Source organism: Cellulomonas sp. APG4, assembly GCF_009996735.1.
GTDB lineage: Bacteria > Actinomycetota > Actinomycetes > Actinomycetales > Cellulomonadaceae > Actinotalea.
On the sequence record NZ_JAACYI010000005.1, the window covers coordinates 47,017 to 73,019 of the forward strand.

The following is a 26,003-nucleotide window of genomic DNA, read 5'->3' on the forward strand; positions in this document are numbered from 1 at the left end:
GGCCGGCAGACGAGAACAAGGAGCCCAGCATGAAGATCGTGGTTGCCTACAAGTGGGCGCCCAACCCCCAGGACGCGGTCGTCGCGACCACCGGCGAGGTCGACCTGAGCCGCGCCAAGCCCGCCGTGAGCGAGTACGACCCGGTCGCGTTCGAGCTCGCGCGTCGGCTCGCCGACGCCACGGGCGGCGAGGTCGTCGGCCTCACCGTCGGCGGGCCGTCGATCGACACCCCGCTGTCCCGCAAGGCGGCCCTCTCCCGCGGTCTCGACCGGCTGGTCGTCGTCGCGGACGCCGAGCTCGAGGACGCGGACGGCACGCGCATCGCCACGGTGCTCGCCGCCGCGGTCCGCGCGATCGGTGACGTCGACCTGGTGCTCGCCGGCGACTCCTCGATCGACGTCGCGCAGGGTCAGGTGCCCCTGACGCTCGCGGGCGTGCTCGGGTGGCTCGGCCTCGCCGCCGTGAGCGCGGTGACCGCCGCCGACGGCGGCCTCGTGGTCGAGCGTTCGCTGCCGGGCGGGACGACCGTCGTGGCCGTGCCCACCCCCGCGGTGCTCGCCGCGACGGCCGACGCCGTCGTGCCCCGCGTCGCCGGGATGAAGGACATCCTCGGCGCCGCGAAGAAGCCGGTCGAGGTGCTCGACCTGGCCGCCCTGGACGTCCCGGCGCCCGGCGCGACCCTCGCGACCCTCGCGACCGCCAAGCCGGCGGGCGGCGAACGCACCGCGACCATCTTCGACGGCTCGAGCCCTGCCGGGGCGGCCGCCCAGCTCGTGGGCGCGCTGCGGCAGGCCGGCGCCCTGTGACCCCCGCCGAGAAGGACGGAACTCCGATGAACTCTGCACAGTCCTGGATCGTCGTCGCGGACGACACCGCGGCCTCGGGCCTCGTCGACCTCGCCCGCTCGGTGGGCGACGAGGTGGTGGCGGTCGTCGCCGGTCGCCGCGAGGTCGCGAGCTCGCTCGCGTCCGCCGTCGACCGCGTGCTGTGGCTCGGCGAGCCCGACCAGGCGCCGGTCGAGGCCTACGGCCCGGCCGTCGCCGCGGTCGTGGCGCAGGCCACCCCGCGCACGGTGATCGGCGCCACCTCCCCGGGCGGCCGCGCACTCCTCGGAGCGGTCGCCGCGGCCCTGCGCGTCCCCGTGCTCGCGGGCGTCTCCGCCCTCGAGGCTGACGGCGACCAGGTGGTCGTCACGCGGTCGGTCCTGGGCGGGATCGCCGAGCACCGCACCGCGGTGCAGGGCGGGACCACCGTCGTCGCCGTCGACCCGGGCGGGGCGGTGGCCGGCGACGGTGACCTGGCCCCCCTCGAGGAGCTCGCCGTCACGCCGCTGGCCGCCACGGTCACCGAGGTGCGCCCCGCCGCGGTGGCGGGTGCGGACCTGGGCGGGGCACGGACCGTCGTCGGCGTCGGGCGCGGCCTCAAGGCACGCGAGGACGTCGCGCTCGTCTCCGACCTCGCGGCGGCGCTGGGCGGCGAGCTCGCCTGCTCCCGTCCGCTGGCCGAGGGCGTCGACTGGCTCCCGAAGGAGCGCTACATCGGCATCTCGGGTCAGCACATCGCCCCGGACCTGTACCTGGCCCTGGGGATCTCCGGCCAGCTCCAGCACATGGTCGGCGTGCGGGGCGCGAAGGTCATCGTGGCCGTCAACAGCGACAAGAACGCGCCGGTGTTCAGCCAGTGCGACTTCGGCGTGGTGGGCGACATGTACGAGGTGGTCCCGGCCCTGACCGCCGCCCTCGGGACAGGGTCGTGACGGCCGAGGCGACCGAGCCGGACTTCGACGTCATCGTCGTCGGGGCCGGCCCGGCCGGCAGCGTCACCGCCTACCTCCTCGCCCAGCAGGGTCACTCGGTGGTGCTCATCGAGCGCGGCGAGGCCCCCGGTGCGAAGAACCTCTCCGGCGGGGTGCTGTACGGGCGCGTGCTCGACGAGGTCTTCCCGGGCTTCGCCGAGGAGGCACCCGTCGAGCGCAGGATCACGCGGCACGTCACCACGTTCCTGACGGGCGACTCGTCGGTGTCCGTCGACTACGCGGGGCGCCCCCTCGCCGAGCCGGTGAACGCGGTCACGGTGCTGCGGGCGAAGTTCGACGCATGGCTCGCGGAGCGGGCCGAGGAGGCCGGTGTCTTCCTCATGCCGGGCGTACGCGTCGACGAGCTCCTCCGCGAGGAGGGACCGGCGGGACCGCAGGTCGTGGGCGTGCGGGCAGGTGACGATGAGCTCCGGGCGCGCGTAGTGGTGGCGGCCGACGGGGTCAACTCGTTCCTCGCCCGCAGCGCAGGCCTGCGGTCCAAGCCGCCGGAGCACCACCTCGCCGTGGGTGTGAAGGCCGTCATCTCGCTCCCGCGCACGGTGATCGAGGACAGGTTCGCCGTGACCGGCGACGAGGGCGCGGCCCACGCCATCGTGGGCGACTGCACGCTCGGCATCGGCGGCGGCGGCTTCCTCTACACGAACACCGACTCGCTCTCGGTGGGTGTGGTGCTGCGGCTCGACGACCTGCTCAAGCACGGCCGCACCGCGGCCGAGGTGTTCGACCACTACCTCGCCCACCCCGTGCTCGCGCCCTACCTGCGCGGCGGGGAGATGGTCGAGTACGGCTCGCACCTGGTGGCCGAGGGCGGTCTCGAGATGCTCGGGTCGGTGGTCACGGGAGGGATGGTGGTGGTGGGCGAGGCCGCGGGCCTGACCATCAACTCCGGCCTCACGGTGCGCGGCATGGACCTCGCGATCGGGTCGGCGGTGGCCGCGGCGCGCGGCATCGGCGAGGCGATCGCCGCCGACGACGTGACCGCCACCGGTCTCTCCGCCTACCGGCGCCACCTCGACGACAGCTTCGTCGTCAAGGACCTGCGCACCTACGAGCGCGCGCCGTCCTTCCTCGAGCGGGACCGCATGTACGGCGCCTACGGCGAGCTCGCGGCCGGGATCTTCCACGACGTGTTCGCCATGGACGGCACGCCGCGCAAGCACCTCGTGACGGTGGCGCGTGAGGCGTTCAAGCGGTCGCCGCTCAGGCTCCGCGACGTGATCAGCGACGGATGGGCGGGGGTGCGTGCACTGTGACGAGCGACGTGACGACGACGTCGGTGCCCGAGCGACTGGCGAAGAACAGGTTCGTGCTCGACGAGGAGGAGTCGCACATCGAGATCGACCAGGAGGTCTGCCGGGCGACCGGCACGGCCGCCCGGATCATCGCGGTGTGCCCCGCCGGCGTGTACAGCGAGCAGGACGGTCAGGTGGTCGCCGACTACGCCGCGTGCCTCGAGTGCGGCACGTGCCTGGCGGTCGCCGCGCCGGGAGCACTGCGCTGGCGCTACCCGCGCGGCGGCTTCGGCGTCAGCTTCCGGGAAGGCTGAGCCGGACGGCGCACGCACGACGGCCGTGACGAGGGGCCCGCACCACCAGGTGCGGGCCCCTCGTGCGTCACGCCTCGTCCGTGTCGGCCTGGGCGTCGTAGCCGGCGGCCCGCAGCTGGTCGTCGACCATCTGCTCGATGTAGTCGTCGAGCCCTGCGCGCACCCGGTCCAGCAGGCTCGGCGGGGTGACCAGGAGGTGCATGAAGATCGCGCCCTCGACGGCGTCGAGGATGCGCACCGGTGACGCGTGCGGCGGCAGGATGCCCGACCTGATGGCCTCGGCGACCCGTTCGCGCTCGGCCCGGACGAAGCGCGAGATCGCCTGCTCGCGGATGTGCCCGAACAGCTCGGGCTGCGCGCGGGCCTCGGCGTACAGACGCAGCATCGCCAGGCCGTACTGCCCGAGGTAGAGCGCGGCCCGTCGGCGGACGTGCGCGAGCAGGTAGTCGCGCAGCGACGGGCGACGCGGAACCTTGTCGGCCTCGGCCTCCTCGGGACCGCGCGCGGCGTCGTCAGGTCCCGGGACGGTCGCCGCCGCCTCCTGGACGCGGCCGAGCGCGTCCGCGAGGAGGCTCTCCTTGTCCGGCCACCGGAGGTACAGCGACGACTTGCCGACCTTCGCCCGCAGGGCCACCTCGTCGAGGGTCAGGCCCGCCAGCCCGCGCTCGCCGAACACGTCGAGGGCGGCCTCGCACGCCCGGGCCTCGAGGGCGGGGTCGCGTGGGCGTCCCCGTGGCCGCGTCGCCGGCGCCGTGCCACCTGCGGGTTCGCCAGGCGCAGTGCTCATGCGCCGATCGTAGTGACGGGTGTCGGGACGAACGCGGGACCGGGGCTCGACGCCCTTCCCACGTGGGCCCTGCCGGCCGTGCGACGCCGACGTCGGCCTGCTCACACATGGGCCGCGCGCTCCACCGACGCGCCCACCCGGAGCGCCGTCGGGATCTCGGCCACCAGCGTCCTCCCGGCCCGGGTTGCGGACAACACCCTCACCAGCATGCCGAGGCCGTACCTCTGCCGCCGGGCCGTACATCCGGACGTACGGCCTCGGTGCAGAGGTACGGCCTCACGGCGACGGGGCCCGCGGCGGTCAGGGCGCCGGTGGGCGGCAGACGAGCATCTCGAGGTCCGGGCCCTCGACCGTGACCTCGCCCGCGGCGGCGGGCAGCACGACGGTGTCGCCGCGCATCAGCGGCAGCGGCGCGCCCCCGGTCGCCAGCTCCCCCGTCCCGTGCGTGACGACCAGCACGGCGAGACCCGGGGCGAGCACCCGTGGGCCGCGCGAGCGCTCGACCCGGAAGAACGCCGCGGCGGCGGGCAGCAGGTCACCGGTCCGCCCGGCGGTCGCCCCGCGCAGCCGGCCGATCTCCTCGGCGGACCATCCCCGCCGGTCGACCGCCCCGAGCGCCACGTCGAAGCCCAGGCCCAGGTGCCCGTCGACGGCACCGTCGATCTCGAAGCCCGACCACTCGAGCAGGATCGACAGGTCCGTCGGCTCCTGGAGCTCGACCACCAGGGCGCCCTCGCCGATCGCGTGCGGCAGCCCCGCGGGCACCAGCACCGCGTCCCCGGCCTCGAGGTCGAGCGCGTGCATCGCCTCGAGCACCTGCTCGGTCGCCTGCGTCCGCACCCACGCGGCGAGCTCGTCCACGCCGACGTCGCGCGTGAAGCCCAGGTGCACGCGCGCGGGCTCGAGCACCACCCAGGCCTCGGTCTTGCCGTGCTCCAGCCCCAGGCGCGCCTGGGCGAACGGGACGTCGGGGTGAGCGTGCACGGGCAGGCGCCGGCCCGCGTCGAGCAGCTTGACCAGCAGGGCCGGGTCGCTGCCGAACCGCTGCACGTGCGCGGGACCGAGCCAGCCGACGGGATCGGCGGCGATCGCGTCGCGCAGCAGCCGACCGTCGGGCAGCACGGTGAGGCCCACGTGCTCCTGGCCGAAGACCGCCGTCGTCGACGCGACCCAGTCCTCGGGCTCGTGGCTCGCGGCGGGACCCGTGCCACGCAGCTCGGCGATCTGCCGGCCGCCCTTGTAGAACCGGTCCGCAGGCTGGTTGGCGGGCAGCAGCGCGGGCTTCATGAGGCTCCTCGGTCGGTGACGGGTTCGACGGCGATGCGCACGCCGGTGCGCCAGCTCGCCCCCGGCGCGAGCACGGGCGCGCCCGCGTGGGGCGTGTCGCGCTCGGGCCCGAACAGGGGCGCGTTGGTGGGCTCGACGCCCAGGACGTAGGCGCCCCGCGCGGGCCAGCTCCACGTGCACAGGCGCGGCAGCGAGTCCCCGCTCCACGTCACGACGACGTCGGGGTGGTCGGCGTCACCTCGCAGGACCGCCCGAGGGCTGCGCAGCCCGCGGTGCTCCGCGACCACGGGCGCGAGGCCCGTGGCGGGCCCGGGCGTGACGAGCGGGTCGCGACCCGGCGGGAGCGGCTCGCGCAGCACGACGTCGTCCGCGTCGACGACGAGACTCGAGCCGGGGCGGAGCAGCGGCGCGCCGAGGTTGACGTGGTAGAGCAGGGGGACGCCGACGGCGAGCTCCCCCACGTTGCGCACCACGTCCCGCACCTCGACCGCGGACGTCCCCGTCGATGCGAGGACCTCCCGCTCGACCACCAGACGGGGTCCGTCGAACGTGGTGTGCGCGACGACGCCACGGATGCTCACCTCGACGTCACCGTCGCGCGTGCGCCGCGACCAGTGCACGTCGGTCGCGGGGGTGAGGTGGTGGGTGCCGTGCTGGCCGGCGCCGTCCCGGGGCGGACCGATGTTGTCCGGGCCGCACGTCGCGAGCAGGCCCCCGAGGAACCGGGACTCCCAGCCGTGGCCCGGCCCAGGGTCGACGGGGTGCATCGAGCGCCACGCGAGGGGGGTCACGCCCCACCAGGTCGCACCGAGGTCCAGGCCCCTGTCCGGCAGCACCTCGAACGCGAGCCCGCCCGCGAGCCGGACGGCGATCGTGCGACGCCCGTCGGTGCGCGTGAGCTCCTCGACGCTCGCGAGCGCCTCGGGCAGCGCCACGCGCCCGTCCTCGAGCAGGTCGCCCCACCGGGCGCCGTCGTCCGCGACCACGGGACCGGTCACGACGAGGCCACCGGGGCGCCGTCCGCGGCGAGCGCGGCGAGGAACCCGCCGACGAACGTGTCCCCCAGACCGATCGTCGTCGGCGCGGGGACGCTGCTCAGGTCGAGCGCGGGGACGACAGTCGCGTCGGGCGTCGAGGCCCTCGACCTCGAAGGTCTCGCGGTCCGTCGCGGTGACCGTGACGCCCGGCCCGCGCAGGGCGCTCACCAGGCGCGAGGCGTCGGGTGAGACCACGCGCACGCCGGCCGGTCCCGCCGACGCGAGCAGCTCGTCGACGCTGCTCGCGGCGAGCAGGCGGCCCTGGCCGATGATCACCAGGTCGTCCGCGACGAGCGACAGCTCGCTCATCAGGTGCGACGACAGGAACACGGTGCGGCCCTCTCGCGCCAGCTCGCCGAGCAGCCCGCGGATCCACAGCACGCCGTCGGGGTCCAGGTCGTTGACGGGCTCGTCGAGCACGAGGACCCGCGGGTCCCCGAGCATCGCCGTCGCGACGCCGAGGCGCTGGCTCATGCCGAGCGAGAAGCCGCCCGCACGGCGGTGCGCGACAGCGCTCAGCCCCACCATCTCGAGCACCTCGTGCACCCCCGCGGTGGGCATCTGGTGGGTCTGGGCGACGGCGAGCAGGTGGCGGTACGCGGTGCGGCCCGGGTGCACGGCGCGGGCGTCGAGCATGACGCCCACGTGCCGTAGGGGATCGGGCAGGTCGCGGTAGAGCCGTCCGTCGAGGGTGATACGTCCGCCGGTGGGGCTGTCGAGGCCCACGAGCATCCGCATGGTCGTGGACTTGCCCGCGCCGTTGGGCCCGAGGAAGCCCGTGACGACGCCCGGGCGCACGGTGAAGGACAGGTCGTCGACGGCGGTCGTCCCGCCGTAGCGCTTGGTCAGGTGCTCTGCGGTGATCATGACGTCGACGCTAGGAACCGGCCGGCCGGCTGCGCGCCTGCCCCCGGTACCCACCTCGCGTACCGCCCGGTACCGCCGGCGCAGTACCGGAGTACCCACCCCGCCCGGCCGAGCTACGCGCCCACCCCATCTGCCCGACTACCAGCCCCCCGGCGAGGGCGCACTTCTGCAGCGACGCCGTACGTCCGCATGTACGGCCTCGCTGCAGATGTACGGCCTCGGCCGATCCGGCTGCGTCAGCGGGGTGCTTGGATCGACACCGTGGCGCGACGAGGACACCTGCATCACCTGGAGCTGTGGCGCGACGACGCGGCCGACGACGGCGGACCGTGGCCCTGGCTGCTGCGCTCGCTCGGGTACACGGTGAGCGACACGTGGGCCACCGGCCGCAGCTGGAGGCTCGAGGACGCGTACGTGGTGCTGGAGTCGGGCGAGGACCACGTGCGAGGTCCGGCCGACCGTCGCCGCACCGGGATGAACCACCTGGCCCTGCGGGCCGGGACGCGTGACGACGTCGACGCCCTCACCACCGAGGCCCCCGCACACGGCTGGCGACTGCTGTTCACCGACACGCACCCGTACGCCGGCGGCCCCCACCACTACGCGGCGTACCTCGAGGACGCTGCGGGCTTCGAGGTCGAGCTGGTCGCCGAGGACGACGTGCCACGAGGAGCCCCTTCCAGCGAAGCGTGAGGGCAACGGCTGAGGGCGTACTTCTGCGGCGACGGCGTACCTCCGGATGTACGCCGTCGCTGCAGATGTACGCCCTCGGCGGGACGAGGCGCGCCCGGGCCGCCTCATCCGGAAGTTGTGCCTCCTCGTCCCACGGGAGGAGCAGCGCCGCGACCAGGCTTCATCCAGCAGCAGGTGATGGCCGCCCCACCCCGATCCCTAGCGTCGCCGTCGGGTGCCCACCAGGGCGCCGACGACGAGCGAGGAGCAGTCATGATCGAGGTGGAGGCGCTGACCAAGCGCTACGGCAGCACGACAGCGGTGGACGGGCTGACGTTCACCGCTCGGCCCGGCACGGTGACCGGGTTCCTCGGGCCCAACGGCGCGGGCAAGTCGACCACCATGCGCGTCGTCGTCGGGCTGGAGCGCCCTACGTCCGGAGCCACGCGCGTCGCGGGGCGCAGCTATGCGGACCTCCCCGCCCCGCTGCATGCCGTCGGCGTGATGCTCGACGCGCGCTCGGTGCACCCGGGCCGCACCGCCTACAAGCACCTGCTGTCGATGGCGCAGACCCACGGCATCGGCAAGGCCCGCGTGCGGGAGGTCATCGCGCAGACCGGCCTCGAGCCCGCCGCGCACCGCCGGGCGGGCACGTTCTCGCTCGGCATGGGCCAGCGGCTCGGCATCGCGGGTGCCCTGCTGGGCGACCCGGCGACGCTCGTGCTCGACGAGCCCGTCAACGGCCTCGACCCCGACGGCGTGCTGTGGATCCGCCGCCTCGTGCGTGAGCTCGCGGCCGAGGGCCGCACGGTGCTGCTCTCGTCGCACCTGATGCACGAGCTCGCGCTGTGCGCGGACAGGGTGGTCATCATCGGCCGTGGGCGGTTGCTCGTAGACGCGTCGGTGCAGGAGGTCGTGGCCCGCTCCGAGCGCGCCGGCGCCGTGCGTGTGCGGACCACCGACCCTGAGCCGCTGGCCCGCGAGCTGCTCGCGATCGGCGCCCAGGTCAGCCCGCAGGACGCGGGTGTGCTCCAGGTGCGCGGCGCCACCGTGGACGACGTCGGCACCGCGGCCCGCCGGGCCGGCGTGACCGTGCTCGAGCTCGCCAGTGAGTCCGGCTCGCTCGAGGACGCCTACCTCCAGCTCACGGGCGACGCGGTCGAGTACCGCGCGGCCGACGCCGCGGGCGGTGCGCGATGAGCGCCGCGACGACGACGTCCCGGGCGACCCAGGCGGTCACGGCCGCCCGCCCCGGCCCCACGTTCGGCCGCCTGCTGGCCGCCGAGTGGACCAAGCTGACGTCGCTGCGCTCGCCGTGGTGGATCGCCGGGGTGACCCTGGTGGTGGCGTTCGCGATCACTTACCTGAGCGCCGAGGCGTCGTCGGTGAACCCGACGTTCTACCCGCTCGAGTCGCTGCCCACGGGCCTCCTCCTGGCCCAGGTGGGGCCCCTGGTGCTGGGTGCCCTGGTGGGTGCGGGTGAGTTCCGCACGGGCGCCTTCCGCACCACGTTCACGCTGGTCCCGCGGCGGTGGCCGGTGGTCGCGGCGCAGGCGCTCGTGCTCGTCGGGTTCACCCTCGTGCTCGGGGTGCTGACGACGGCGGCGTGCGCCGTGGGCGTGCTGCCCTCGGCGGCGTCACGCGACGTGCCCGTCGACCTGACCGAGGGCGACACCCCGGGGATCATGCTTGGGATGGTCCTGTTCGTCGTGGGGCTGACGCTGTTCGGCTACGCCCTCGGCGCGTTGATGCGGCGCACGGTGCCGGCCGTGGTGACGGCGTTGACCATCGTCCTGATCCTGCCCGTGGTGCTGCTGGTCGGCGGTGACCTGGTGAGTGGCCCGCCCGGGATGGCGCCCGCCGGCGAGATGCCCGCGGAGGCCGAGCTGACCGTGGTCGACACACTCGTGACGGTCTCGCCCGGTGGCGCCGCGCAGCTCCTGACCGTCCCGGCCTCCGAGGGCCCGATCGAGGGCTCGCCGGACCTGGGCCCCGTGGGCGGTGGCCTCGTGCTCGCCGGGTGGACCGGCCTGGTCCTCGGCGTCGCCGTCACGCGCCTGCGGACCCGGGACGTGCGGTGACCACGGCGACGCGAGGCCAGCCGACGTCCGCGCGCGCGGACCACCGCACGGCTCCCCGCACGCGTCCCACCGCGATGCGCGTGCTCCGTGCCGAGTGGACGAAGCTCACGAGCGTGCCGGCGCACCTGTGGCTCGCCCTGGGCACGGTGGCCGCCGCGGCGACGACGGCGTTCGGCCTGGGCATGTTCGTCGACGCCGCTGACGGTCGGTCCGGTGCGTGGGTCGTGACGTCGGGCTTCGTGCTCGCCCAGATCGGGTTCGTCGTGCTCGGCGGGCTGGTCGGGACGTCCGAGTACGTGACCGGCACGGCCCGGACCACCTTCACCGCTGTGCCCCGACGGCTCCCTGTGCTCGCGGCGCAGGTGCTGGTCACGCTCGTGGCGTCGCTCACGACGGCGGTGCTCGCCCTGGGCGCCTCGTACCTCGCGACCACGTGGGCGCGCGCGGCCGAGGCGCCGCCGCTCGACCTCGCGGTGCCGGGCACGGGCCGCGCACTGGCGGGCTTCGCACTCGCCGCGGCGGCCTACGCCCTGCTCGGGCTCGCGTTGGGGGCGCTGCTGCGGCACCCGGCCGCGGCGATCGTCGGCGGCCTGATGCTCACCCTCGTCGGGGACCAGATGCTCGCGACGAACCCTGGCCGGGTGACGGACACGATCCGGGCCTTCCTGCCGTCGGCGGGCTCGCGGCTGCTGCAGGACGACGCCGCGGTAGCGTCGCTCGACGCGGCGAGGCACGGCCCGGACCTGGGGACCTGGGGCGGCGGGGCCGTCGTCCTCGCCTGGGTGGTCCTGACGCTCGCCGCGGCCGCGTACCGGCTGAGGCGGCATGACGTCCGCTGAGGGGCCGACGCACGCGGCGCGGGCCGAGGAGAGCGCGTCCCGGGCGGTCGGGCGACCGGCGGCCGCGGTGGCCCAGCACGCCGGCGCACCCGGATGGGACAGTGGGCCCGTGGTGATCCGACGTCCGAGCGCGGCGCAGGTCGCCGCGTACGGCCCGTCCGGACGGCCCGAGGACGCGCCGCTCACCGAGGCCCAGGTGCGCGGCGGGAGCCCCGTCGCGCGCCTCGTGAACGCCCGGCCGTGGGTCATGGACCTCACGGTGGCCGTGCTGGTGGTGCTCGCCGGGCTGCTGGGCGCGGTCTTCGCGTGGGAGTCCGCCGTCGGCGCCCGGTATCTCGGCATGTACCCGCCGGACTCGCGCATCGAGGACGTGGTCGGCACCACCTGGGTGGTTGGCGTCCTCGGCGGCGGCGCGCTCCTGCTGCTGCGCCGGGCTCGACCCATCACCGTGACCGCGCTGCTCACGGTCGCGAGCGTGGCGTCGCTGCTCGTGGGCGGCGTGCTCGGCATCCTCGGCGTCTGTGTGGCGTGCGCGCTCTACAGCGTCGCGGCGGCGCGAGAACCGCGCGTCACCTGGTCGGTGTTCGGCGGGGTGCTGGTGGTGCTGACCCTGGCGCTGTGGCGGTGGGAGCACCTCGGGATCATCGAGCTGGTCTCGTGGTTCGGCGTGTCCACGAGCATGCCGTGGGACCCGGTGCGAGCCCTCGACGAGCCGACGTTCTCCCCGGCGTCGCGCACCACGTCCGTGCTGCTGCTGCTCGTCCTCCTGCTGCTGGGCCTGGCCGTTGGGTCCGCCGCGCGGTCCCGCCGGATGCACGCGGCGGAGCTCGTCGAGCGCTACCGGGCGCTGGCGCGCGAGCGCGACCAGAGCGCGGCCCTCGCGCGGGCGGCCGAGCGCGCCCACATCGCACGCGAGATGCACGACGTCGTCGCGCACAACGTCTCCGTGATGGTCACCCTCGCCGACGGCGCCGACGCCGCGTTCGACCGCGCGCCAGACCGCTCGCGCGACGCCGTCCGGCAGATCGCCAGCACCGGCCGTACCGCGCTGCTCGACATGCAGGGCGTGCTCGGCGCCCTCGGCCGGCCCGAGGACGACGGCGAGCACCGTGCCGCACCCACCGAGATCGACCTGCCCACGCTCGTCGAGCGCTTCCGCACCGCGGGGGTCCCGGTGCGCGCGACCGGCCTGGACACCGAGCTGCCGCGGGACACGACCGCGCGACTCGCCGTGCTGCGCATCCTGGGAGAGGCGCTCACCAACGTGCTGCGCCACGCGCCGGCCACGTCGCTCGTCGAGGTAGCCGTGCGGCGCGCGTCCGCAACCATCGAGATCGACGTGGTCGACGCCGGCAGCACAGGTCCCGGCGCGGGCACCGGCACCGGACGCGGCCTCATCGGCATGCGCGAGCGCGCGGACCTGCTGGGCGGGCACGTCACCGCAGGTCCACGAGCCGAGGGAGGCTGGCGGGTGCACGCGGTGCTGCCGTGGCCCGGCGACGAGGGGCAGGAACGATGACGACGGTGCTGCTGGTGGACGACCAGGCGCTCCAGCGCGTCGGGTTCCGGCTGGTCATCGAGTCGGAGCCGGACCTGGTGGTCGTGGGCGAGGCCGCCGACGGTCAGGTGGCCCTCGACCAGGTGGCGGCGCTGACGCCCGACGTCGTGCTGATGGACATCCGCATGCCGGGCGTGGACGGCATCGAGGCGACCCGTCGCATCGTCGCGACGCACCCCGGCTCGCGCGTGCTGGTCCTCACCACCTTCGACGTCGACGACCTCGCGTTCGCGGCCCTGCGGGCCGGGGCGAGCGGGTTCCTGCTCAAGTCGGCCCGTCCCGACGAGCTGGTGGACGCGATCCGCACCGTGGCCGCGGGCACCGCCGTCGTCGCCCCTCGCGTGCTGCGCCGCATGCTCGACCTCTTCGCGCCGCACCTGCCCACGGGCGGTGAGGCGGCGCCCGCCGACGACCGCGCGGACCCGCGCCTGGGCTCGCTGACCCCACGCGAGCTCGACGTGCTGCGGCTGATCGCCGGCGGCGCGTCGAACTCCGAGATCGCCGAGGAGCTCGTGGTCTCCGAGACCACGGTCAAGACGCACGTCGGCAACGTCTTCGCCAAGCTCGGCGCCCGCGACCGCGTGCAGGCCGTGATCATCGCCTACGAGTGCGGCCTGGCCCCCGGCGGCGTCAGCCCACCTGGGTCGGCGCGCCCCTGACCGCCCGCCCGGCCCCGGCTCCCAGCCCTCCGGCCAGCGAGGCCGCACATCCGCACCGGGGCCGTACAAGCAGATGTACGGCCCCGCTGCAGAGGTACGGCCTCGGCGCCGGGAGTCAGGCGGTGGTGACCTCGCGGTAGTGCTCGACCGTGGGGAACGGGTCGTAGAAGTGGTGCAGCAGGCGCTTCCACTCCTGGTACTCCGGCGAGGCGCGGAAGCCCTCGGTGTGCGCCTCGAGCGTGTCCCACCGGACCAGCAGCAGGTACGTCCCCGGCCGCTCGACGCAGCGCGACAGCGTGAGGTGCCCGAACCCGGGCATCGCCGCGATGATCGCCTTGGCCTGGCTGAAGGCCGCCTCGAACGCGTCGGCCTGCCCGGGCCGGACGTCGAGGACGGCGTGCTCGAGGATCATGCGCCCATCCTGGCGGAGGGGGGCGCGCTGGTGGGCCGCAGCTCGTCAGCCGGCCTGGCCTAGCGCGTCGCGGCCCCCGCCGCTCGGTAGACCCTCGCCTCCCACGGTGCCAGCGTCGCCGTCGGCCCCGGCTCGACGTAGTTGGCCAGGACCATGTCCCCTGGCCCGGCACCTGCCTCCAGGACCTCCTCGGGCACGTCCTCCGGCGCACCGCTGAGGTTCGCCACCACGGTCAAGGTCTCGTCGTCGAGGCGGCGGACGAACGCGTACACCGTCGGGTGATCCGCCACCAGCATCGTGAAGTCGCCGTCGACCACCACGGGAAGGGTGTGCCGCAGCTCGATGAGGCGGCGGTAGTGGTGGAAGACGGAGGCCTCGTCGTCGTACTGCGCCGCCGCGTTGAGCCAGGCGTGGTTGGGGTTGACCTCGAGCCAGGGCTCACCGGTGGTGAACCCCGCGTGCGGAGAGCCGTCCCACTGCATCGGCGTGCGCGCATGATCCCGGCCCATGGCGAGCAGCCCGCGCCACACGACGTCCGGGTCCTGGCCGAGGGCGACGGCCGTGGCGTGGTGGCGCACCGCCTCGACGTCACGCATCGACGCGATCGACGCGAACGGCGCGTTCGTCATCCCCAGCTCCTCCCCCTGGTACACGAACGGCGTGCCGCGGTGCAGGTGCAGCACCGTGGCGAGCGCGGTCGCGGACTCGCGCCACCACCGCTGCGCGTCCCCGAAGCGCGAGACGGCGCGCGGCTGGTCGTGGTTGCACAGGTAGAGGCTGTTCCAGCCGCGGTCGGCCAGCCCCGCCTGCCACCGCCCGAGCGAGGCCTTGAGGTCGCGGAGGTCGAGCGGCACGGGATCGAACTTGCCCGCGGGCCCGTGGTCGAGCGACACGTGCTCGAACTGGAACACCATCGACAGCTCGCGTCTTGCCGGGTCGGTGAACCTCGCCGCCTCCTCGACCGTGACCCCCGGCATCTCCCCGACCGTCAGCAGCTCCGCGCCGCGTCCCTCGAAGACCTCCCGGTGCATCTCCTGGAGGAACTCGTGCACCCGGGGGCCGGTGCCGTAGTGCTCGAACCCGTCCCCCAGCGCCCCGCGACCGTTCGGCGGGCCGTCCGGTAGCGCCGGGTCCTTCGAGATCAGGTTGATCACGTCCATGCGGAAGCCGTCGACCCCTCGGTCGAGCCACCACCGCATCACGGCGTGCACCTCGCGGCGCACCTCGGGGTTCTCCCAGTTCAGGTCCGGCTGCTTGGCGTGGAACAGGTGCAGGTAGTACTCCCCCGTCGCCTCGTCGAGGGTCCACGTCGGTCCCGAGAAGAAGGACTCCCAGTTCGTCGGCTCCGCACCGGGCTCCCCGACCGCGAGGCCGGGCCGGGGCGGGCGCCACCAGTACCAGCCGCGCTTGGGGCTGTCCCGCGACGAGCGTGACTCCACGAACCACGGGTGCTCGTCGCTGGTGTGGTTGACCACGAGGTCGAGGATCACGCGGATGCCGTGGCCGTGGGCCTGCGCGAGCATCTCGTCGAAGTCCGCGAGCGTGCCGAGGGCCGGGTCGACGGCCCGGTAGTCGCTGATGTCGTAGCCGTTGTCCGAGCCGGGCGACGGGTAGATCGGCGACAGCCAGACGACGTCGACCCCGAGGCGCGCGAGGTGACCGAGCCGTGACGTGAGACCACGGAGATCACCCACGCCGTCGCCGTCCGAGTCGGCGAAGCTGCGGGGGTAGACCTGGTAGACCACCGCCGAGCGCCACCAGGAGCGCGTCGAGGGGTCCGGGGTCAGGGGCGTCAGGCTGGAAGCAGGGCTCGTCGTCATCTCGTTCCTCGGTCGTGTGGTGCGGGCCGGCCCACCTGCCGGCCCGCACCACGGTCGGATCAGAAGGGCAGGCTCCAGCGCTGGCTGACGCCGCCGTGGCAGTCCCACAGGTGCAGCCGGGTGCCGTTCGCGCTCAGCCCCTGCACCACGTCGAGGCAGCGCCCGGACGCGGGGTTGCGGTACTGCCCGTCGGGGGTGTGCTCCCACTGCTGGGACGCCCCGGTGTGGCAGCTCCACAGGTGGACCAGGGTCCCGTTGGCCGTCCCGCCACCCTCGAGGTCGAGGCACGTGCCGAGGACGGTGAGGCGCCCGGCGTCACGGTCCCACTGCATGGCGGGCACACCCGCGCAGTCCCAGAGCTGTACCGCCGTCCCGTCCGCAGCGCTGCCGCCGGCGGCGTCGAGGCACTTGCCGGCGTAGCCGACCACGTTGCCCGGGGACGTCGTGTCGGCGCTGCGGTCCAGGTAGACGAAGCTCCAGGCGTCGAGCTCCGGCACCGTGAACGAGACGAACCGCCCCCCGGCGTCCTTCCCGACGGTGAACGGCAGCGTCGCGCTCACGCCGTTGTCCCGGTCCGGGCTGGCCACCCGCACGGCGCGTGGAGCCACGCCGTCGTCGAGGTAGTACGTCACCGGGACGTCGGTCTGCGTCGGGATGGGGTTCTTGGGGCCCTCCCGCCAGGTGCCGCTGTTCCCCAGCAGGTTGACGAGGTGGACGACGTCGTGCGACGACGTGCGCATCGCCGAGGCCCACACGGTGCCGCCGGTGCCGTCGTCGCTCGCCGGGCGCCCCGCGACCTCGACCGCGTTGTCCGAGGACTCCAGCGTCGGGCCGAAGAGGACGTTCTCGTACGCCGTGATCACGTCGTAGTACGTCTTCTGCCACACCGCGAGCTCGACCGACATCTGCTTCGAGTGGTCGAGGAAGTACGGCGCCGAGAGCATCTGGTCGCCCTGGCCCATCTCGATGTGCGTGGCACCCGACGCCGCGAAGGCGGCGTTCGCGAGCTTCGCCGACGTCGTGTCGAAGGTCCCCAGGGTGATGCTGTCGAGGTTGATGTAGCCGGTGTCGTCGGGCTCCACGGAGACCGTGACCGTGTGCGTGCCCGCCTCCATGTACGCGGCGAACCCGCCGTCCACACGCCAGTCGTCCCAGCCCGAGCCGCTCTGCAGCCGCCAGCGGCCCACCTCGACGCCGTCCACGCTCACCGTGCGCATGGCGACCTGCGGCGTCCCGTTGGCATATCGCGCCACGAGGCCGTACCTGCGCGACTCCGGGACGGTCACGGTCACCGTCACCTCGTCACCCGTGGCACCGAACTGGTCGACGAAGCCGCTGCCGGTGAAGCCCGCGTGGTCGGAGTCCACCGCGGCGTCTCCGCCGAGCACGCCGTCCTCCGCCTCGGCCCGCAGCCCCGTGTTGGAGTGATTGTTGACGTAGGCGGCGACCACCGCGGGCTTGCCCCCCGACGCGTCGCGCTGGGCGTCCAGGTACTGCTGGACCTGCGCGTACGTCTCGTGGTTCTCCCACAGCTCGGTGTAGAGGTAGTCGCTGCGCGACGCGGCGAGCGCCTCGCCGCCGAACCCGTCGACGGCGTTGAAGCCCACGACCGGACCCTTCGTCCCGCTCGTGACCGCCGCGGTGGTGTCCACGAGCGCCGCGAACGCGCCGGGCAGGTCCACGCGCTGCCCGGAGACGTCCTGCATGCCGCCGTCCGTCTCACCACCGGGCACGCTGCGTCCCCAGTTGCCGAGCTGGTCCAGGTGGGTCCCGTCGAAGCCCATCGTGGTGACCTGGTCCAGGTACTCCGCCGTGATGTGGTCCCGCCAGCCGGGGTCGGCCGGGTTCATGAGGTGCAGCACGGTGTCCGGCCGGTCCTGGATCATCTGGAAGCTCCAGTCGGCCCCGGTGTCGGCGTACTGCAGGCGCCACGCCGGGTCCACGCCGTGGGCCTCGAAGCCCTCGAGCGCCGCGTAGCTCATGGTGTACGGCAGCGCCGCGACGCCCCGCTGGTTGGCGTCGGCGATGTAGTCCTGCACCGTCTGCGGAGCGATGACGTCGTCGTTCCACGCCGTCCAGGTGCTCACCGGGTCACCGGCGGCGTCCCGCTCGATCGGCTTCTCGTGCCGCCACATCCAGTCGTAGAACTGCAGCGCGTTGAGGTGGTACCGGCGCACCAGGGTGTCCAGCTCCTCGGCTCGCTCCGCGGCCGTCACGTCGGGCCCGTAGTCGTGCAGGTAGCCCATGCGCGGGAACACGGTCCAGTCGCTCGACACGTCGATCGCCGTCGTCGTCGCGTCACCACCGGCCTCGACCTCCACCAGGTAGCCGGTGAAGTCGGTGCTCGGCGGCGTGACCCTCCACGTCGCGGTGGTCGTCCCGCCCGCGGGCACGGACGCGTTCACGCTCCCGGTCTGCACGACCTCGCCGAGGTGGCTCAGCGTGAACGACACCGCACCGCTCCAGCCGTCGTCGTCGCTGAGCACGGCGTCCACCTGCGCCGGCTGGCCCGGCTCGTACCGGGCGAGGTCGACGTACGCCTCGACGACGTCGACCTCGCCGTCCGCGGCGGCGGCCGCCGACGGCGCCGTCACCGTCGCGACCCCGACCGCCGTCACGGCGGTGGCGACCGCGATCGCGCGGCCCGTCCTGTGCTTCCGTCTCATGTCACTCCCTCGTGTCATGACCTGCCGCGGTCGGGCGGTCCCGCGGGTTCGCGGGGCCGGAGTCTCACCAGTCGACGACGACGACCTGCCAGACGTGCGGCTCGGGCAGCTCGGCGACGGCGACGTCGCCGTCCGCGCGCACGGCCACGTCCACCAGACGCGCCGAGCGGTCCGGGTCCGCGACCCGGACACGGGGCAGGGTGGCGCCCACCCGGCGCACGCGCAGCACCCCGGACCCCACGGCCGCCGGAGGCCGCTTGGGGCCGTCCCAGAGCGTGTCGTCCTGCCCCGCGAGGTTGACGAGGTGCAGCACCAGGCGACCGTCGACCTCGGTCGCGCGTGTCCACACGGCACCCGGTTCGGGCATGGTCGAGGCGCGCACGTCGCCGTGCGTGACCTCGACGGTCTCGTTGTACGCACCGAGCCAGGCGCCGGTGACGTCCGTGACGCCCGGCGCCATGAGGATCTCGTCGTGCTCGACGAGGAAGTCGTACCAGCGGCGCAGCATCTGGGCCGTCGTCGGCTCCACGGGGTGGTTCCGCACGTAGTAGGGGTCGACGAGCACCCGGTCGTCCTCACCCGCCAGGAGCTGTGTCGCCCCGTGCGAGTACAGGGTGGCCATGGTCAGCGCCGTCGCGACGTCGGCCTCGGTCGCGGGCGCGGCGCTGTAGACGTGCTGGTACGCGGCGATCGCCACGGGCTTGCCCTGGCCCTCGTGGCGGGCCCGCGTCACGACCCTCGCCAGGTCGCCCAGCGTGACGTGCGGCTCCCACACCTCGATGTAGACGGCGTCCTGCGGCGCGGACGCCGTGCGCCAGGTCGGGAAGTCGTTGACGTTGTTGAAGACCAGTCGCGCCGTCGGCAGCGCTGCCCGGAGGCCGTCGAGCATCCCGACGAAGGACTCCGCGACGTCCACGCGCGTGCCGTCGCGCCGGACGGCGAGCCGCGGGTACCCGTACTGGTCGAGGTGGAACCCGTCGAAGCCCACCTGCTCGACGGACGCCGCGAGGTCCGTCGACAGGTGCTCGAGCCACCCGGCGTCCACCGGGTCGACGAGGAAGAGGAAGTCACCGAGCGCCCACGGCGTCCCGTCGCTGTGGACCAGGGCCGCGTGCTCCCAGGTCGGCCACTCCTCGGGCCCCACGGCGTACACCGCGGCATAGCCGAGGGCGTCGGCCCCTGCCCCCTGCACCGCGGCGACCAGCCGCCGCACGGTCGCCAGCGAGATCGGCTGGTCGAGTGCGTCGCGGTACTCCTCGCCGCCGCCCACCAGGTCTGCGTGGCGGTAGGCCCAGTCGTAGAACTGGACGCCGGTGAGGTGGAGCCGCCGCACCGTGTCGGCGAGTCCCGTCGGGTCACGGTCCGGCCGGTACGACGCCACGAAGCCGTAGCGCAGGCGGGCCCGCGGGTCGGCGGTCACCTCGACGGCCGTCCGTGCGACCCCGTCACCGCAGCGCAGCTCGACCCCGTACCCACCGGCGGGCAGCGCCCCCAGGTCGATGCGTCCGGTGGGCGGTACCTCGCGGCGCAGCACCTCCTCCCCCAGGTGGTGCACGGTCACGGTGCCAGGCCTGGTCATGCCCCGTACCTCGACGACGACGGCGTCGTCGGGCACGGTGGTGGAGCGCTCGGGCAGGAGCTCCAGCGCGAGCTCGGGCAGGTTCACGGCTGCGGTCCTCCGGTGGTCGTGGGGCCGTACGCGGGCATGCGGCGGCCGGGGTGGGTCGGGCGTGCGGTGTCGGTGCGGCGTTCAGCCCTTGAGAGCGCCGCTGGTCAGTCCCGAGACGATGTGGCGCTGGAAGAGGACGTAGACCACGACCACCGGCAGCACCGCGATCACCGACGCGGCGAAGACCAGTCCCCAGCTCGTCCCGTGCTGCCCCCGGAACAGGGCGATGCCGATGGGCAAGGTCCGGTTCGAGACGTCGTTGATCACGGTCAGGGCCCAGACGAACTCGTCCCAGCTGCCGAGGAACACGAAGATCCCGGTGGTCGCGAGCGCGGGCTTCGACAACGGGAGGGCCAGGTTCCAGTAGCGACGCCACGCACCGGCGCCGTCGATGAGCATCGCCTCGTCGAGCTCTCTCGGGATGCGCTCGAAGAACGCACGCAGCAGGAACGTCGTGAAGGCGAGCTGGGTGCCGACGTAGAACGGCACGAGGCCGGGAAGCGAGTCGATCAGCCCGAGGTCCTTCGCGAGGAGGAACTGCGGGATGATCAGGAGCATCGTCGGGATGGTCAGCCCGAGGACGACGGTCGCGAACAGCACGCCCCTGCCGGGGTAGCGGAACCTCGCGAAGCTGTAGGCCATCATCGACGCGAGCAGGACCGTGCACACCGTCGTCGCCAGCGCGACGCTCGCCGAGTTCAGGAAGTACCGCCCGAAGTTGTTCGCGCCCCACGCGGTCGCGTAGTTGGCGAGGGTCGGGTCCGCGGGGACGAGGGTCGGCGGGTACTCGAGCAGGAGGGTGCGCGGCTTGAGCGACGTCGAGACCATGTAGACGAACGGCAGCGCCAGCACCGCGGCGGCGAGGACGAGTGCGCCGTAGCGAGCCGCCGTGACGGTCCAGCGGCGCCTCGTGGAGCCCGTGATCATCCGTCCACCTCCGATGCCTTGCGGCGGGTGATGCCGTACTGCAGCGCTGCGAGCGCGAGCACGACGAGCGTGAGCAGGAACGAGATCGCCGAGCCGTACCCGAAGTCGAGGAACGTGAAGGCCTGGCGGTACATGTACGTCAGCGGGACCTGCGTCTGGTCCAGCGGCCCGCCCCCGGTCATCAGCAGCACGGAGATGAAGACGTTGAAGCTTCCGATGACGAGCAGGATCAGGACCGTCGAGAGCGTCCCGCGGATGAAGGGCAGCGACACGTAGCGGAAGCGCCGCATCGCACCTGCGCCGTCCAGCGCGGCAGCCTCGTGCAGCTCACGCGGGACCCCGGTCAACGCCGCCAGGAAGATGATCATCGACCACCCGACGCCCTTCCAGATGCCCAGCACGGAGATCGCCACCAGCGCCGGCCAGCGTTCGCCCAACCAGGCGACGTCACCGTCGAACAGGCCCGTGACGTCGACGAGCAGCCAGTTGACGACCCCGCGGTCGGTCGCGAAGAGGTACTGGAAGAGCAGCGAGACGACGACCCAGCTCGTGACCACAGGGAGGTAGAAGAGCACGCGGAACAGGGTGCGACCCGGCAGCTTGGCATCGAGCAGGACGGCGAGGAGGAGGCCGATGACCACCTGCGCCGGGACGGTGGCGACCATGTAGAACCCGGCGTTGACGAACGACCTCAGGAGCACGGGGTCCTCGAGCGCGCGGGCGTAGTTCTCCAGCCCGACCCAGGGGCTCGGCGCCCCGGGCGTGATCGCGTAGTCGCGCAGGCTGATGAGCAGCGCCTGCACGGCCGGGTAGAGCATGATCAGCGCGTAGACCGCGAACCCCGGCAGCGCGAAGGCGTACCCGGCGACGGCGGCACGCCTCCGCGCGGCGGACCCGGGTGCGCCCCGGGTCCGCCGGCGGCCCACGGCCCTCCCCGGCGCCACGGTGGGCGGACGGGACGGCGTGGTGGTGGTGGTCATGGCGTCGGTCAGCCGGCGTACTGGGCGAGCAGCCCGTCGATCTCGGTGGCCGCGTCACCCAGCGCCTGCTCGGCGGTCTTCTCCCCGCGGAGCGCGAGCTGGACCTCGCGCGACAGGACCTCCTCCACACGCGGCCACGCCGGTGTGGGCGGGCGGGGACGGGCGTTCTCGACCTGCTCGACGAAGGGGGCGTAGTAGGGCTGGACCTCCGGGAGCTGCTCGGCCAGAGAGCTGAGCACGGGCATCTGCCCGACGGCCGCGAGCTCGAGCTGGACGTCCTCGGAGAGCAGGAACCGGAGGAACTCGGCCGCCGCGGCCTTGTTCTCGGAGGCCTGCGTCAGGACGATCGACTCACCGCCGACGACGGAGACGCTGCCCCCGTCGCCTGCCGGCACCGGCGCGGTCATGAGGTCGAAGTCGGGGTACTGGCTCTCGAAGATCGGGAACATCCAGGGCCCGTCCAGGATGGTCGCGTACTCGCCCGCGGGCAGGCCGTCCGAGGTCTGGGTCCCGCCCTCGGCCCCCAGCATGAGATCGGGGATCGCACCCTGCTCGTAGAGGTCAACGAGGAGCTCGACGCCCGCGACGGACTCCGGGCTGTCCAGGTGGCCGGTGGCCGTGGTCACGTCGGCGTCGGTGATGTCCCCGCCTGCGCTCCAGATCCACGGCAGCACGTTCCAGCCGCTCGTCCCGTTGTCGGCGAAGAGGTAGCGCCCGTCGTCGGCGAAGGCCGACGCCATCTCGCGCATGTCCGCGAACGTCTCGGGCGGCCCGTCGACCCCGGCCGCGTCGAGCGCCTCCTGGTTGTACATGAGCACGCGGGTGTTCGTGTCGAGCGGCAGGCCGTAGTAGCTGCCCTGCCACAGGTTCGTCTCGAGCGGCCCCTCGTACATCTGGTCCGCGTACTCCTGGAAGTCCGGCATCTCCTCGTCCAGGGGCACCAGCACGCCGAGGTCGGCCAGCTCGGGCACCCAGATGATGTCCGAGCGCACGAGGTCCGGCAGGGCGTCACCGGCCACTGCGGTCACCAGCTTCTGGTGGAGGTCGTCGTAGGGGACGGGCACGGACTCCACGGTGACGTCGGGGTGCTCCTCCTCGAACGCAGGGATGATGCTGTCCTCGAGCGTGCGTACCTCGGGAGAGTCGGCGCTGTACGCGTGCCAGAAGGTCACGGTCCCGCTGAGCTCGCCGGCACCCGCCTCGGCGATGGGCTCACCACCGCTCCCCGAGCCGTCGGCCTCACCCCCGCACGCGCTGAGCCCCAGCGCGAGCACGGCGACACCGGCTCCCCACGCTGCCCTGCTGCTTCTCATCCCAGCCTCCTGTGACATCGTCGTCGCACGGCCGGGCAGCGGTCAGCCGCCCGGACTCTGTGGGTTTTCTTCGTTGCGACACTAACGCAAGGTCGTGGCAACCTGTCAACAGGCCGTCGGCCTGGTTTTCTTCGGAGCGAAACTCTGGATAACGGTTCCGTTACGACACTATGCTGTCGCCGTGAGCTCAGACACGGACCAGGCGACGACGCCTTCGCCCTGGCGCACCCTCTCGCCGACGGCGCGCAGGGTCGCCCTCGAGGTGCTGCTCCACGGGCCCCTGGCGCGCACCGAGCTGGCCCAGCGCCTCGAGCTCTCGACGCCCAGCCTGACCCGCCTCAGCAAACCGCTGCTCGACATGGGCCTGCTGCGTGAGTCCGAGGACACCGCGGCGCGCAACGGCGGCCGACCACTTCAGCCGCTCGACCTCGACCCCGACGTCCAGCACTTCGTCGGGGTGAAGCTCACGGGCTCGCACGCCCACGGCGTCCTGACGGACCTGCGCGCCGGGATCAAGACGGCGATGGACCTACCCCTGCACGAGCACGCCCCCGATCGGGTCGTCGACGCGCTCACCGCTCTCGTGACCCGGCTCACCGCCGGACGAGCCGGGCCCGCCGCGATCGGCGTCGGCCTCGGCGGGGTGGTCCGCGACAACGCGCACGTGCTGCGCGCGCCCTTCCTCAACTGGGGCGCGGTCGACCTGGCGGACCTGATCGAGCAGCAGATCGGCATCCCGGCCGTCATCTCGAACGACCTCGACGCCCTGACCGAGGCCGAGCGGTGGTTCGGCGCCGGTCGGGACGTGGACGACTTCGCCGTCGTCACCATAGGCGCCGGCGTCGGGCTCGGCGTCGTCGTGCACGACGCCCTCGTCACCGGACCGGACTCCGGCCTCGGGCTCCTCGGGCACTTCCCGCTCGACCCCCTCGGTCCCGCGTGTCCCGAGGGCCACCGCGGGTGCTCGAACGCCCTGCTCACCACCGACGCCATCCGCGTCCACGCCTCCCTCGCGCTAGGACGTGCGCTCACGTACGACGAGGTGCTCGACCTCGCGGCGGACGGCGACCCGGCAGCCGACCAGATCATCGGGAACTCGGCGCACGCGCTCGGCGCGCTCGTGGCCGCGGTGGCCAACATCGTGCAGCCCCGCCGCATCATCCTGACCGGTGAGGGCATCCGGCTCGCCGTCGTCGGCCGGGAGCGCCTGGACGCGGGCATCGCGAGCAACCGCCTCCCCGAGGCGTCGCCGCTCGATGTCTCGGTGCTCGAGGACGACCCGACGATCTGGGCGCGTGGCGCCGCCGCCGTCGCGATCCAGGAGACCGTCCTCGCACGGGGGCGTCAGGCGTCCTGACCTGCCGCCGGCGCCAGCGCGCCCGCCCCCGTCAGGCGTCGACAGCTGCCACCGGCACCGGGCCTGTGGTGGCGCGGAGGGTGAGCGACGTCGCGAGCTCGACGTGCCGGGACGCGGGCTCGGTGCCTGCCGCCATGGCGAGCACGGTCTGCACGGCCATGCGCCCCATGCCGTCGAGGTGCTGGTGGACGCTCGTGAGCGGTGGCGTGGTCCAGGCGGCCTGCGGGGTGTCGTCGAAGCCGACGATGCTCAGGTGATCGGGCACCCCCTGCGGGGCGCCTTCACGGCCGACCACGCGCCGGTGGTGTCCGGCGTGCTGGCCGTGGCCCTTCCCCTGCTGGTGGTGTTCGCCGTCCTCGGCAAGCAGCTCGTGGCGGGCGTGATGGCCGGCGCGGTCAAGGGTTGACCGGAAGCCGTCACGGGCACGGGCCCGACGACGCGTGCTCGCGCCCCGCACTGCGCCCGCGCCGAGTTCGTCCTGCCGCACCGAGTTCGCACAGCCGGGAGTGCGAACTCGGTGCGCGAGTGCGAACTCGGCGAGAGCCCGGCCCCGCACACCGGGACGGGTAGCCTGCCCGCGAGAGGAGTCCCCGTGGCAGTCACGATGCAGGACGTCGCCCGGCGCGCCGGGGTGTCGGCGAAGACCGTGTCGAACGTGGTCAACGGCTACCCGTACATCCGCCCCGAGACCCGCGACCGCGTGCTCGCGGCGATCGCCGACCTCGGCTACCGGATGAACACGTCCGCCCGGAGCCTGCGCACGGGACGGAGCGGCCTCATCGCGCTCGCGGTGCCGGAGCTGAGCGTGCCGTACTTCGCCGAGCTCGCGAGCCAGGTCATCACCGCGGCGGAGGAGCGCGGGCTCACCGTGATCATCGAGCAGCACGGCGGGCGCCGGGACCTCGAGCTCGACGTGCTCACGGGCGAGCGGCGCACGCTCACCGACGGCCTGATCTACAGCCCTCTCGCGCTGGGACCGGGTGACGAGGCGCTGCTCGACGTGCCCTACCCGCTCGTCCTGCTCGGCGAGCGCATCTTCCACCCCGGCATCGACCACGTGACCATGCAGAACACCGCAGCGGCGAGGCTCGCCACCGAGCACCTGCTGGCACAGGGCCGACGACGGGTCGTCGCGCTGGGCCCCAACCCGGAGCAGGACGTCGGCTCGGCACCTCTCCGCTTCCGCGGGTACCGGGAGGCGCTCGACGCGGCCGGCATCGCACCCGACCCCTCGCTCGAGGTCCCGACCAACCGGGCCTGGACGCATGCGACGGGGGCGCGCACCATCGGCCGGCTCGTCGACGACGGCGTGCGGTTCGACGCCGTGGTCGGCTTCAACGACTCGCTCGCGCTCGGCGCGATGCACGAGCTCCAGGTGCGCGGGTTCCGCGTGCCCGACGACGTCGCCGTGGTGGGCTTCGACGCCATCGACGAGGGGCGCTACTCCAACCCGACCCTCACGACGATCGACCCGGGGCGCGCCGAGATCCCGCGTGAGGCGGTCCGGATGATCGACGAGCGCAAGCGCGGCGTCGCGGGCGAGCCCACGCGCATCGCCCCCGAGTTCCGCCTGGTGCCCGGGGGCTCGACCGGTGCCGACGAGCGCGTGGACACGGCGGTCGCGACCGCCTGACGGGCCCCGAGGCGCCCGCGAGCGGGATCCGCGTCTCGGGGTCAGACTCGGTCGTGACGGCCCGCACTCGCCTCGGC

Annotated in this window: 24 protein-coding genes; 13 read left to right on the plus strand and 11 right to left on the minus strand. The window is 73.6% G+C overall.

Features of this window, described 5'->3' with window-relative positions:
• Positions 1–29 precede the first annotated feature (29 nt).
• From GXB85_RS05700 to GXB85_RS05715, 4 genes are read left to right on the plus strand one after another with little or no spacing between them, the layout of a single operon-like run.
• Positions 30–806 carry an electron transfer flavoprotein beta subunit/FixA family protein gene (locus GXB85_RS05700; protein WP_161916683.1) on the plus strand — a complete coding sequence of 259 codons (777 nt, stop codon included), beginning with the start codon at positions 30–32 and terminating at the stop codon, positions 804–806.
• A 26-nt stretch (positions 807–832) separates the two neighbouring features.
• Complete coding sequence (locus tag GXB85_RS05705) at positions 833–1,756, plus strand: electron transfer flavoprotein subunit alpha/FixB family protein (protein ID WP_161916684.1); 924 nt, start codon at positions 833–835, stop codon at positions 1,754–1,756.
• The gene (locus tag GXB85_RS05710) at positions 1,753–3,069 is read left to right on the plus strand and encodes an FAD-dependent oxidoreductase (RefSeq protein WP_161916685.1); all 1,317 of its coding nucleotides are present in this window, start codon (positions 1,753–1,755) and stop codon (positions 3,067–3,069) included. The genes GXB85_RS05705 and GXB85_RS05710 overlap by 4 nt, the downstream gene beginning before the upstream one ends.
• Complete coding sequence (locus GXB85_RS05715; RefSeq protein ID WP_202627622.1) at positions 3,066–3,362, plus strand: 4Fe-4S dicluster domain-containing protein; 297 nt, start codon at positions 3,066–3,068, stop codon at positions 3,360–3,362. Before GXB85_RS05710 ends, GXB85_RS05715 begins: the two co-directional genes overlap by 4 nt.
• Positions 3,363–3,429: 67 nt before the next feature.
• Here the strand turns inward: GXB85_RS05715 and GXB85_RS05720 are convergent, their stop codons facing one another.
• From GXB85_RS05720 to GXB85_RS05730, 3 genes are all read right to left on the minus strand, one after another.
• Positions 3,430–4,149 carry a TetR/AcrR family transcriptional regulator gene (locus tag GXB85_RS05720; RefSeq protein ID WP_161916687.1) on the minus strand — a complete coding sequence of 240 codons (720 nt, stop codon included), beginning with the start codon at positions 4,147–4,149 and terminating at the stop codon, positions 3,430–3,432.
• 300 nt (positions 4,150–4,449) lie between these two features.
• On the minus strand, positions 4,450–5,436 hold the full coding sequence (locus GXB85_RS05725) for a class I mannose-6-phosphate isomerase (RefSeq protein WP_161916688.1): 987 nt from the start codon (positions 5,434–5,436) through the stop codon (positions 4,450–4,452).
• Positions 5,433–7,340, minus strand: a complete 1,908-nt coding sequence (locus GXB85_RS05730) for a DUF4432 family protein (RefSeq protein ID WP_161916689.1) — start codon at positions 7,338–7,340, stop codon at positions 5,433–5,435. Before GXB85_RS05730 ends, GXB85_RS05725 begins: the two co-directional genes overlap by 4 nt.
• A 261-nt stretch (positions 7,341–7,601) precedes the next feature.
• Here GXB85_RS05730 and GXB85_RS05735 point away from each other — a divergent pair, with 261 nt between their 5' ends.
• The 6 genes from GXB85_RS05735 (at position 7,602) to GXB85_RS05760 (ending at position 13,149) form a co-directional block, all read left to right on the plus strand.
• Positions 7,602–8,033 carry a VOC family protein gene (locus GXB85_RS05735; RefSeq protein WP_161916690.1) on the plus strand — a complete coding sequence of 144 codons (432 nt, stop codon included), beginning with the start codon at positions 7,602–7,604 and terminating at the stop codon, positions 8,031–8,033.
• Positions 8,034–8,285: 252 nt separating this feature from the next.
• Positions 8,286–9,212, plus strand: coding sequence for an ABC transporter ATP-binding protein (locus GXB85_RS05740; protein WP_161916691.1), 927 nt, complete (start codon positions 8,286–8,288; stop codon positions 9,210–9,212).
• Complete coding sequence (locus GXB85_RS05745) at positions 9,209–10,093, plus strand: hypothetical protein (RefSeq protein ID WP_161916692.1); 885 nt, start codon at positions 9,209–9,211, stop codon at positions 10,091–10,093. The genes GXB85_RS05740 and GXB85_RS05745 overlap by 4 nt, the downstream gene beginning before the upstream one ends.
• Positions 10,090–10,932, plus strand: coding sequence for a hypothetical protein (locus GXB85_RS05750; protein WP_202627623.1), 843 nt, complete (start codon positions 10,090–10,092; stop codon positions 10,930–10,932). The genes GXB85_RS05745 and GXB85_RS05750 overlap by 4 nt, the downstream gene beginning before the upstream one ends.
• A 109-nt stretch (positions 10,933–11,041) precedes the next feature.
• Positions 11,042–12,451, plus strand: coding sequence for a sensor histidine kinase (locus tag GXB85_RS18765; protein ID WP_370524023.1), 1,410 nt, complete (start codon positions 11,042–11,044; stop codon positions 12,449–12,451).
• Positions 12,448–13,149, plus strand: a complete 702-nt coding sequence (locus GXB85_RS05760) for a response regulator transcription factor (RefSeq protein ID WP_161916695.1) — start codon at positions 12,448–12,450, stop codon at positions 13,147–13,149. The genes GXB85_RS18765 and GXB85_RS05760 overlap by 4 nt, the downstream gene beginning before the upstream one ends.
• Before the next feature lie 115 nt (positions 13,150–13,264).
• On the opposite strand, the gene GXB85_RS05765 is transcribed toward GXB85_RS05760, so the two are convergent.
• From GXB85_RS05765 to GXB85_RS05795, 7 genes are all read right to left on the minus strand, one after another.
• Complete coding sequence (locus GXB85_RS05765; RefSeq protein WP_161916696.1) at positions 13,265–13,561, minus strand: antibiotic biosynthesis monooxygenase; 297 nt, start codon at positions 13,559–13,561, stop codon at positions 13,265–13,267.
• A 59-nt stretch (positions 13,562–13,620) separates the two neighbouring features.
• Complete coding sequence (locus tag GXB85_RS05770) at positions 13,621–15,381, minus strand: alpha-glucosidase (RefSeq protein ID WP_161916697.1); 1,761 nt, start codon at positions 15,379–15,381, stop codon at positions 13,621–13,623.
• A gap of 59 nt (positions 15,382–15,440) precedes the next feature.
• Positions 15,441–18,047 (minus strand): glycoside hydrolase family 66 protein, encoded by a 2,607-nt coding sequence (locus GXB85_RS05775; RefSeq protein WP_161916698.1) that lies wholly within the window; start codon positions 18,045–18,047, stop codon positions 15,441–15,443.
• Positions 18,048–18,111: 64 nt separating this feature from the next.
• Positions 18,112–19,713 carry a glycoside hydrolase family 66 protein gene (locus tag GXB85_RS05780; RefSeq protein WP_202627624.1) on the minus strand — a complete coding sequence of 534 codons (1,602 nt, stop codon included), beginning with the start codon at positions 19,711–19,713 and terminating at the stop codon, positions 18,112–18,114.
• Between the two features lie 84 nt (positions 19,714–19,797).
• Positions 19,798–20,643, minus strand: a complete 846-nt coding sequence (locus tag GXB85_RS05785) for a carbohydrate ABC transporter permease (protein ID WP_161916699.1) — start codon at positions 20,641–20,643, stop codon at positions 19,798–19,800.
• Positions 20,640–21,623, minus strand: a complete 984-nt coding sequence (locus GXB85_RS05790; RefSeq protein ID WP_161916700.1) for a carbohydrate ABC transporter permease — start codon at positions 21,621–21,623, stop codon at positions 20,640–20,642. The genes GXB85_RS05785 and GXB85_RS05790 overlap by 4 nt, the downstream gene beginning before the upstream one ends.
• A gap of 8 nt (positions 21,624–21,631) precedes the next feature.
• Positions 21,632–22,936 (minus strand): extracellular solute-binding protein, encoded by a 1,305-nt coding sequence (locus GXB85_RS05795; protein WP_161916701.1) that lies wholly within the window; start codon positions 22,934–22,936, stop codon positions 21,632–21,634.
• A 181-nt stretch (positions 22,937–23,117) separates the two neighbouring features.
• Here GXB85_RS05795 and GXB85_RS05800 point away from each other — a divergent pair, with 181 nt between their 5' ends.
• The gene (locus GXB85_RS05800; protein ID WP_161916702.1) at positions 23,118–24,293 is read left to right on the plus strand and encodes an ROK family transcriptional regulator; all 1,176 of its coding nucleotides are present in this window, start codon (positions 23,118–23,120) and stop codon (positions 24,291–24,293) included.
• Positions 24,294–24,324: 31 nt separating this feature from the next.
• Here the strand turns inward: GXB85_RS05800 and GXB85_RS18770 are convergent, their stop codons facing one another.
• Positions 24,325–24,558: a substrate-binding domain-containing protein gene (locus GXB85_RS18770; RefSeq protein WP_370524024.1), complete on the minus strand. Its 234-nt coding sequence runs from the start codon at positions 24,556–24,558 to the stop codon at positions 24,325–24,327.
• Here GXB85_RS18770 and GXB85_RS18775 point away from each other — a divergent pair.
• Together GXB85_RS18775 and GXB85_RS05815 are read left to right on the plus strand one after the other, a co-directional pair.
• Positions 24,547–24,699 (plus strand): hypothetical protein, encoded by a 153-nt coding sequence (locus tag GXB85_RS18775; RefSeq protein WP_202627625.1) that lies wholly within the window; start codon positions 24,547–24,549, stop codon positions 24,697–24,699. The genes GXB85_RS18770 and GXB85_RS18775 overlap by 12 nt on opposite strands.
• Positions 24,700–24,885: 186 nt before the next feature.
• Positions 24,886–25,926 carry a LacI family DNA-binding transcriptional regulator gene (locus GXB85_RS05815; RefSeq protein ID WP_370524025.1) on the plus strand — a complete coding sequence of 347 codons (1,041 nt, stop codon included), beginning with the start codon at positions 24,886–24,888 and terminating at the stop codon, positions 25,924–25,926.
• The last annotated feature ends 77 nt before the right edge of the window (positions 25,927–26,003 follow it).

Bases quoted from the DNA above. Each gene is read 5' to 3' on its own strand.
- GXB85_RS05790 (WP_161916700.1), bottom strand. From the start codon at position 21,623: ATGACCACCACCACCACGCCGTCCCGTCCGCCCACCGTGGCGCCGGGG.
- GXB85_RS05765 (WP_161916696.1), bottom strand. From the start codon at position 13,561: ATGATCCTCGAGCACGCCGTCCTCGACGTCCGGCCCGGGCAGGCCGAC.
- GXB85_RS05795 (WP_161916701.1), bottom strand. From the start codon at position 22,936: ATGAGAAGCAGCAGGGCAGCGTGGGGAGCCGGTGTCGCCGTGCTCGCG.
- GXB85_RS05705 (WP_161916684.1), top strand. From the start codon at position 833: ATGAACTCTGCACAGTCCTGGATCGTCGTCGCGGACGACACCGCGGCC.
- GXB85_RS05740 (WP_161916691.1), top strand. From the start codon at position 8,286: ATGATCGAGGTGGAGGCGCTGACCAAGCGCTACGGCAGCACGACAGCG.
- GXB85_RS05745 (WP_161916692.1), top strand. From the start codon at position 9,209: ATGAGCGCCGCGACGACGACGTCCCGGGCGACCCAGGCGGTCACGGCC.
- GXB85_RS05775 (WP_161916698.1), bottom strand. From the start codon at position 18,047: ATGAGACGGAAGCACAGGACGGGCCGCGCGATCGCGGTCGCCACCGCC.
- GXB85_RS05760 (WP_161916695.1), top strand. From the start codon at position 12,448: ATGACGACGGTGCTGCTGGTGGACGACCAGGCGCTCCAGCGCGTCGGG.
- GXB85_RS05700 (WP_161916683.1), top strand. From the start codon at position 30: ATGAAGATCGTGGTTGCCTACAAGTGGGCGCCCAACCCCCAGGACGCG.
- GXB85_RS05770 (WP_161916697.1), bottom strand. From the start codon at position 15,381: ATGACGACGAGCCCTGCTTCCAGCCTGACGCCCCTGACCCCGGACCCC.
- GXB85_RS05785 (WP_161916699.1), bottom strand. From the start codon at position 20,643: ATGATCACGGGCTCCACGAGGCGCCGCTGGACCGTCACGGCGGCTCGC.
- GXB85_RS05730 (WP_161916689.1), bottom strand. From the start codon at position 7,340: ATGATCACCGCAGAGCACCTGACCAAGCGCTACGGCGGGACGACCGCC.
- GXB85_RS05725 (WP_161916688.1), bottom strand. From the start codon at position 5,436: ATGAAGCCCGCGCTGCTGCCCGCCAACCAGCCTGCGGACCGGTTCTAC.
- GXB85_RS05720 (WP_161916687.1), bottom strand. From the start codon at position 4,149: ATGAGCACTGCGCCTGGCGAACCCGCAGGTGGCACGGCGCCGGCGACG.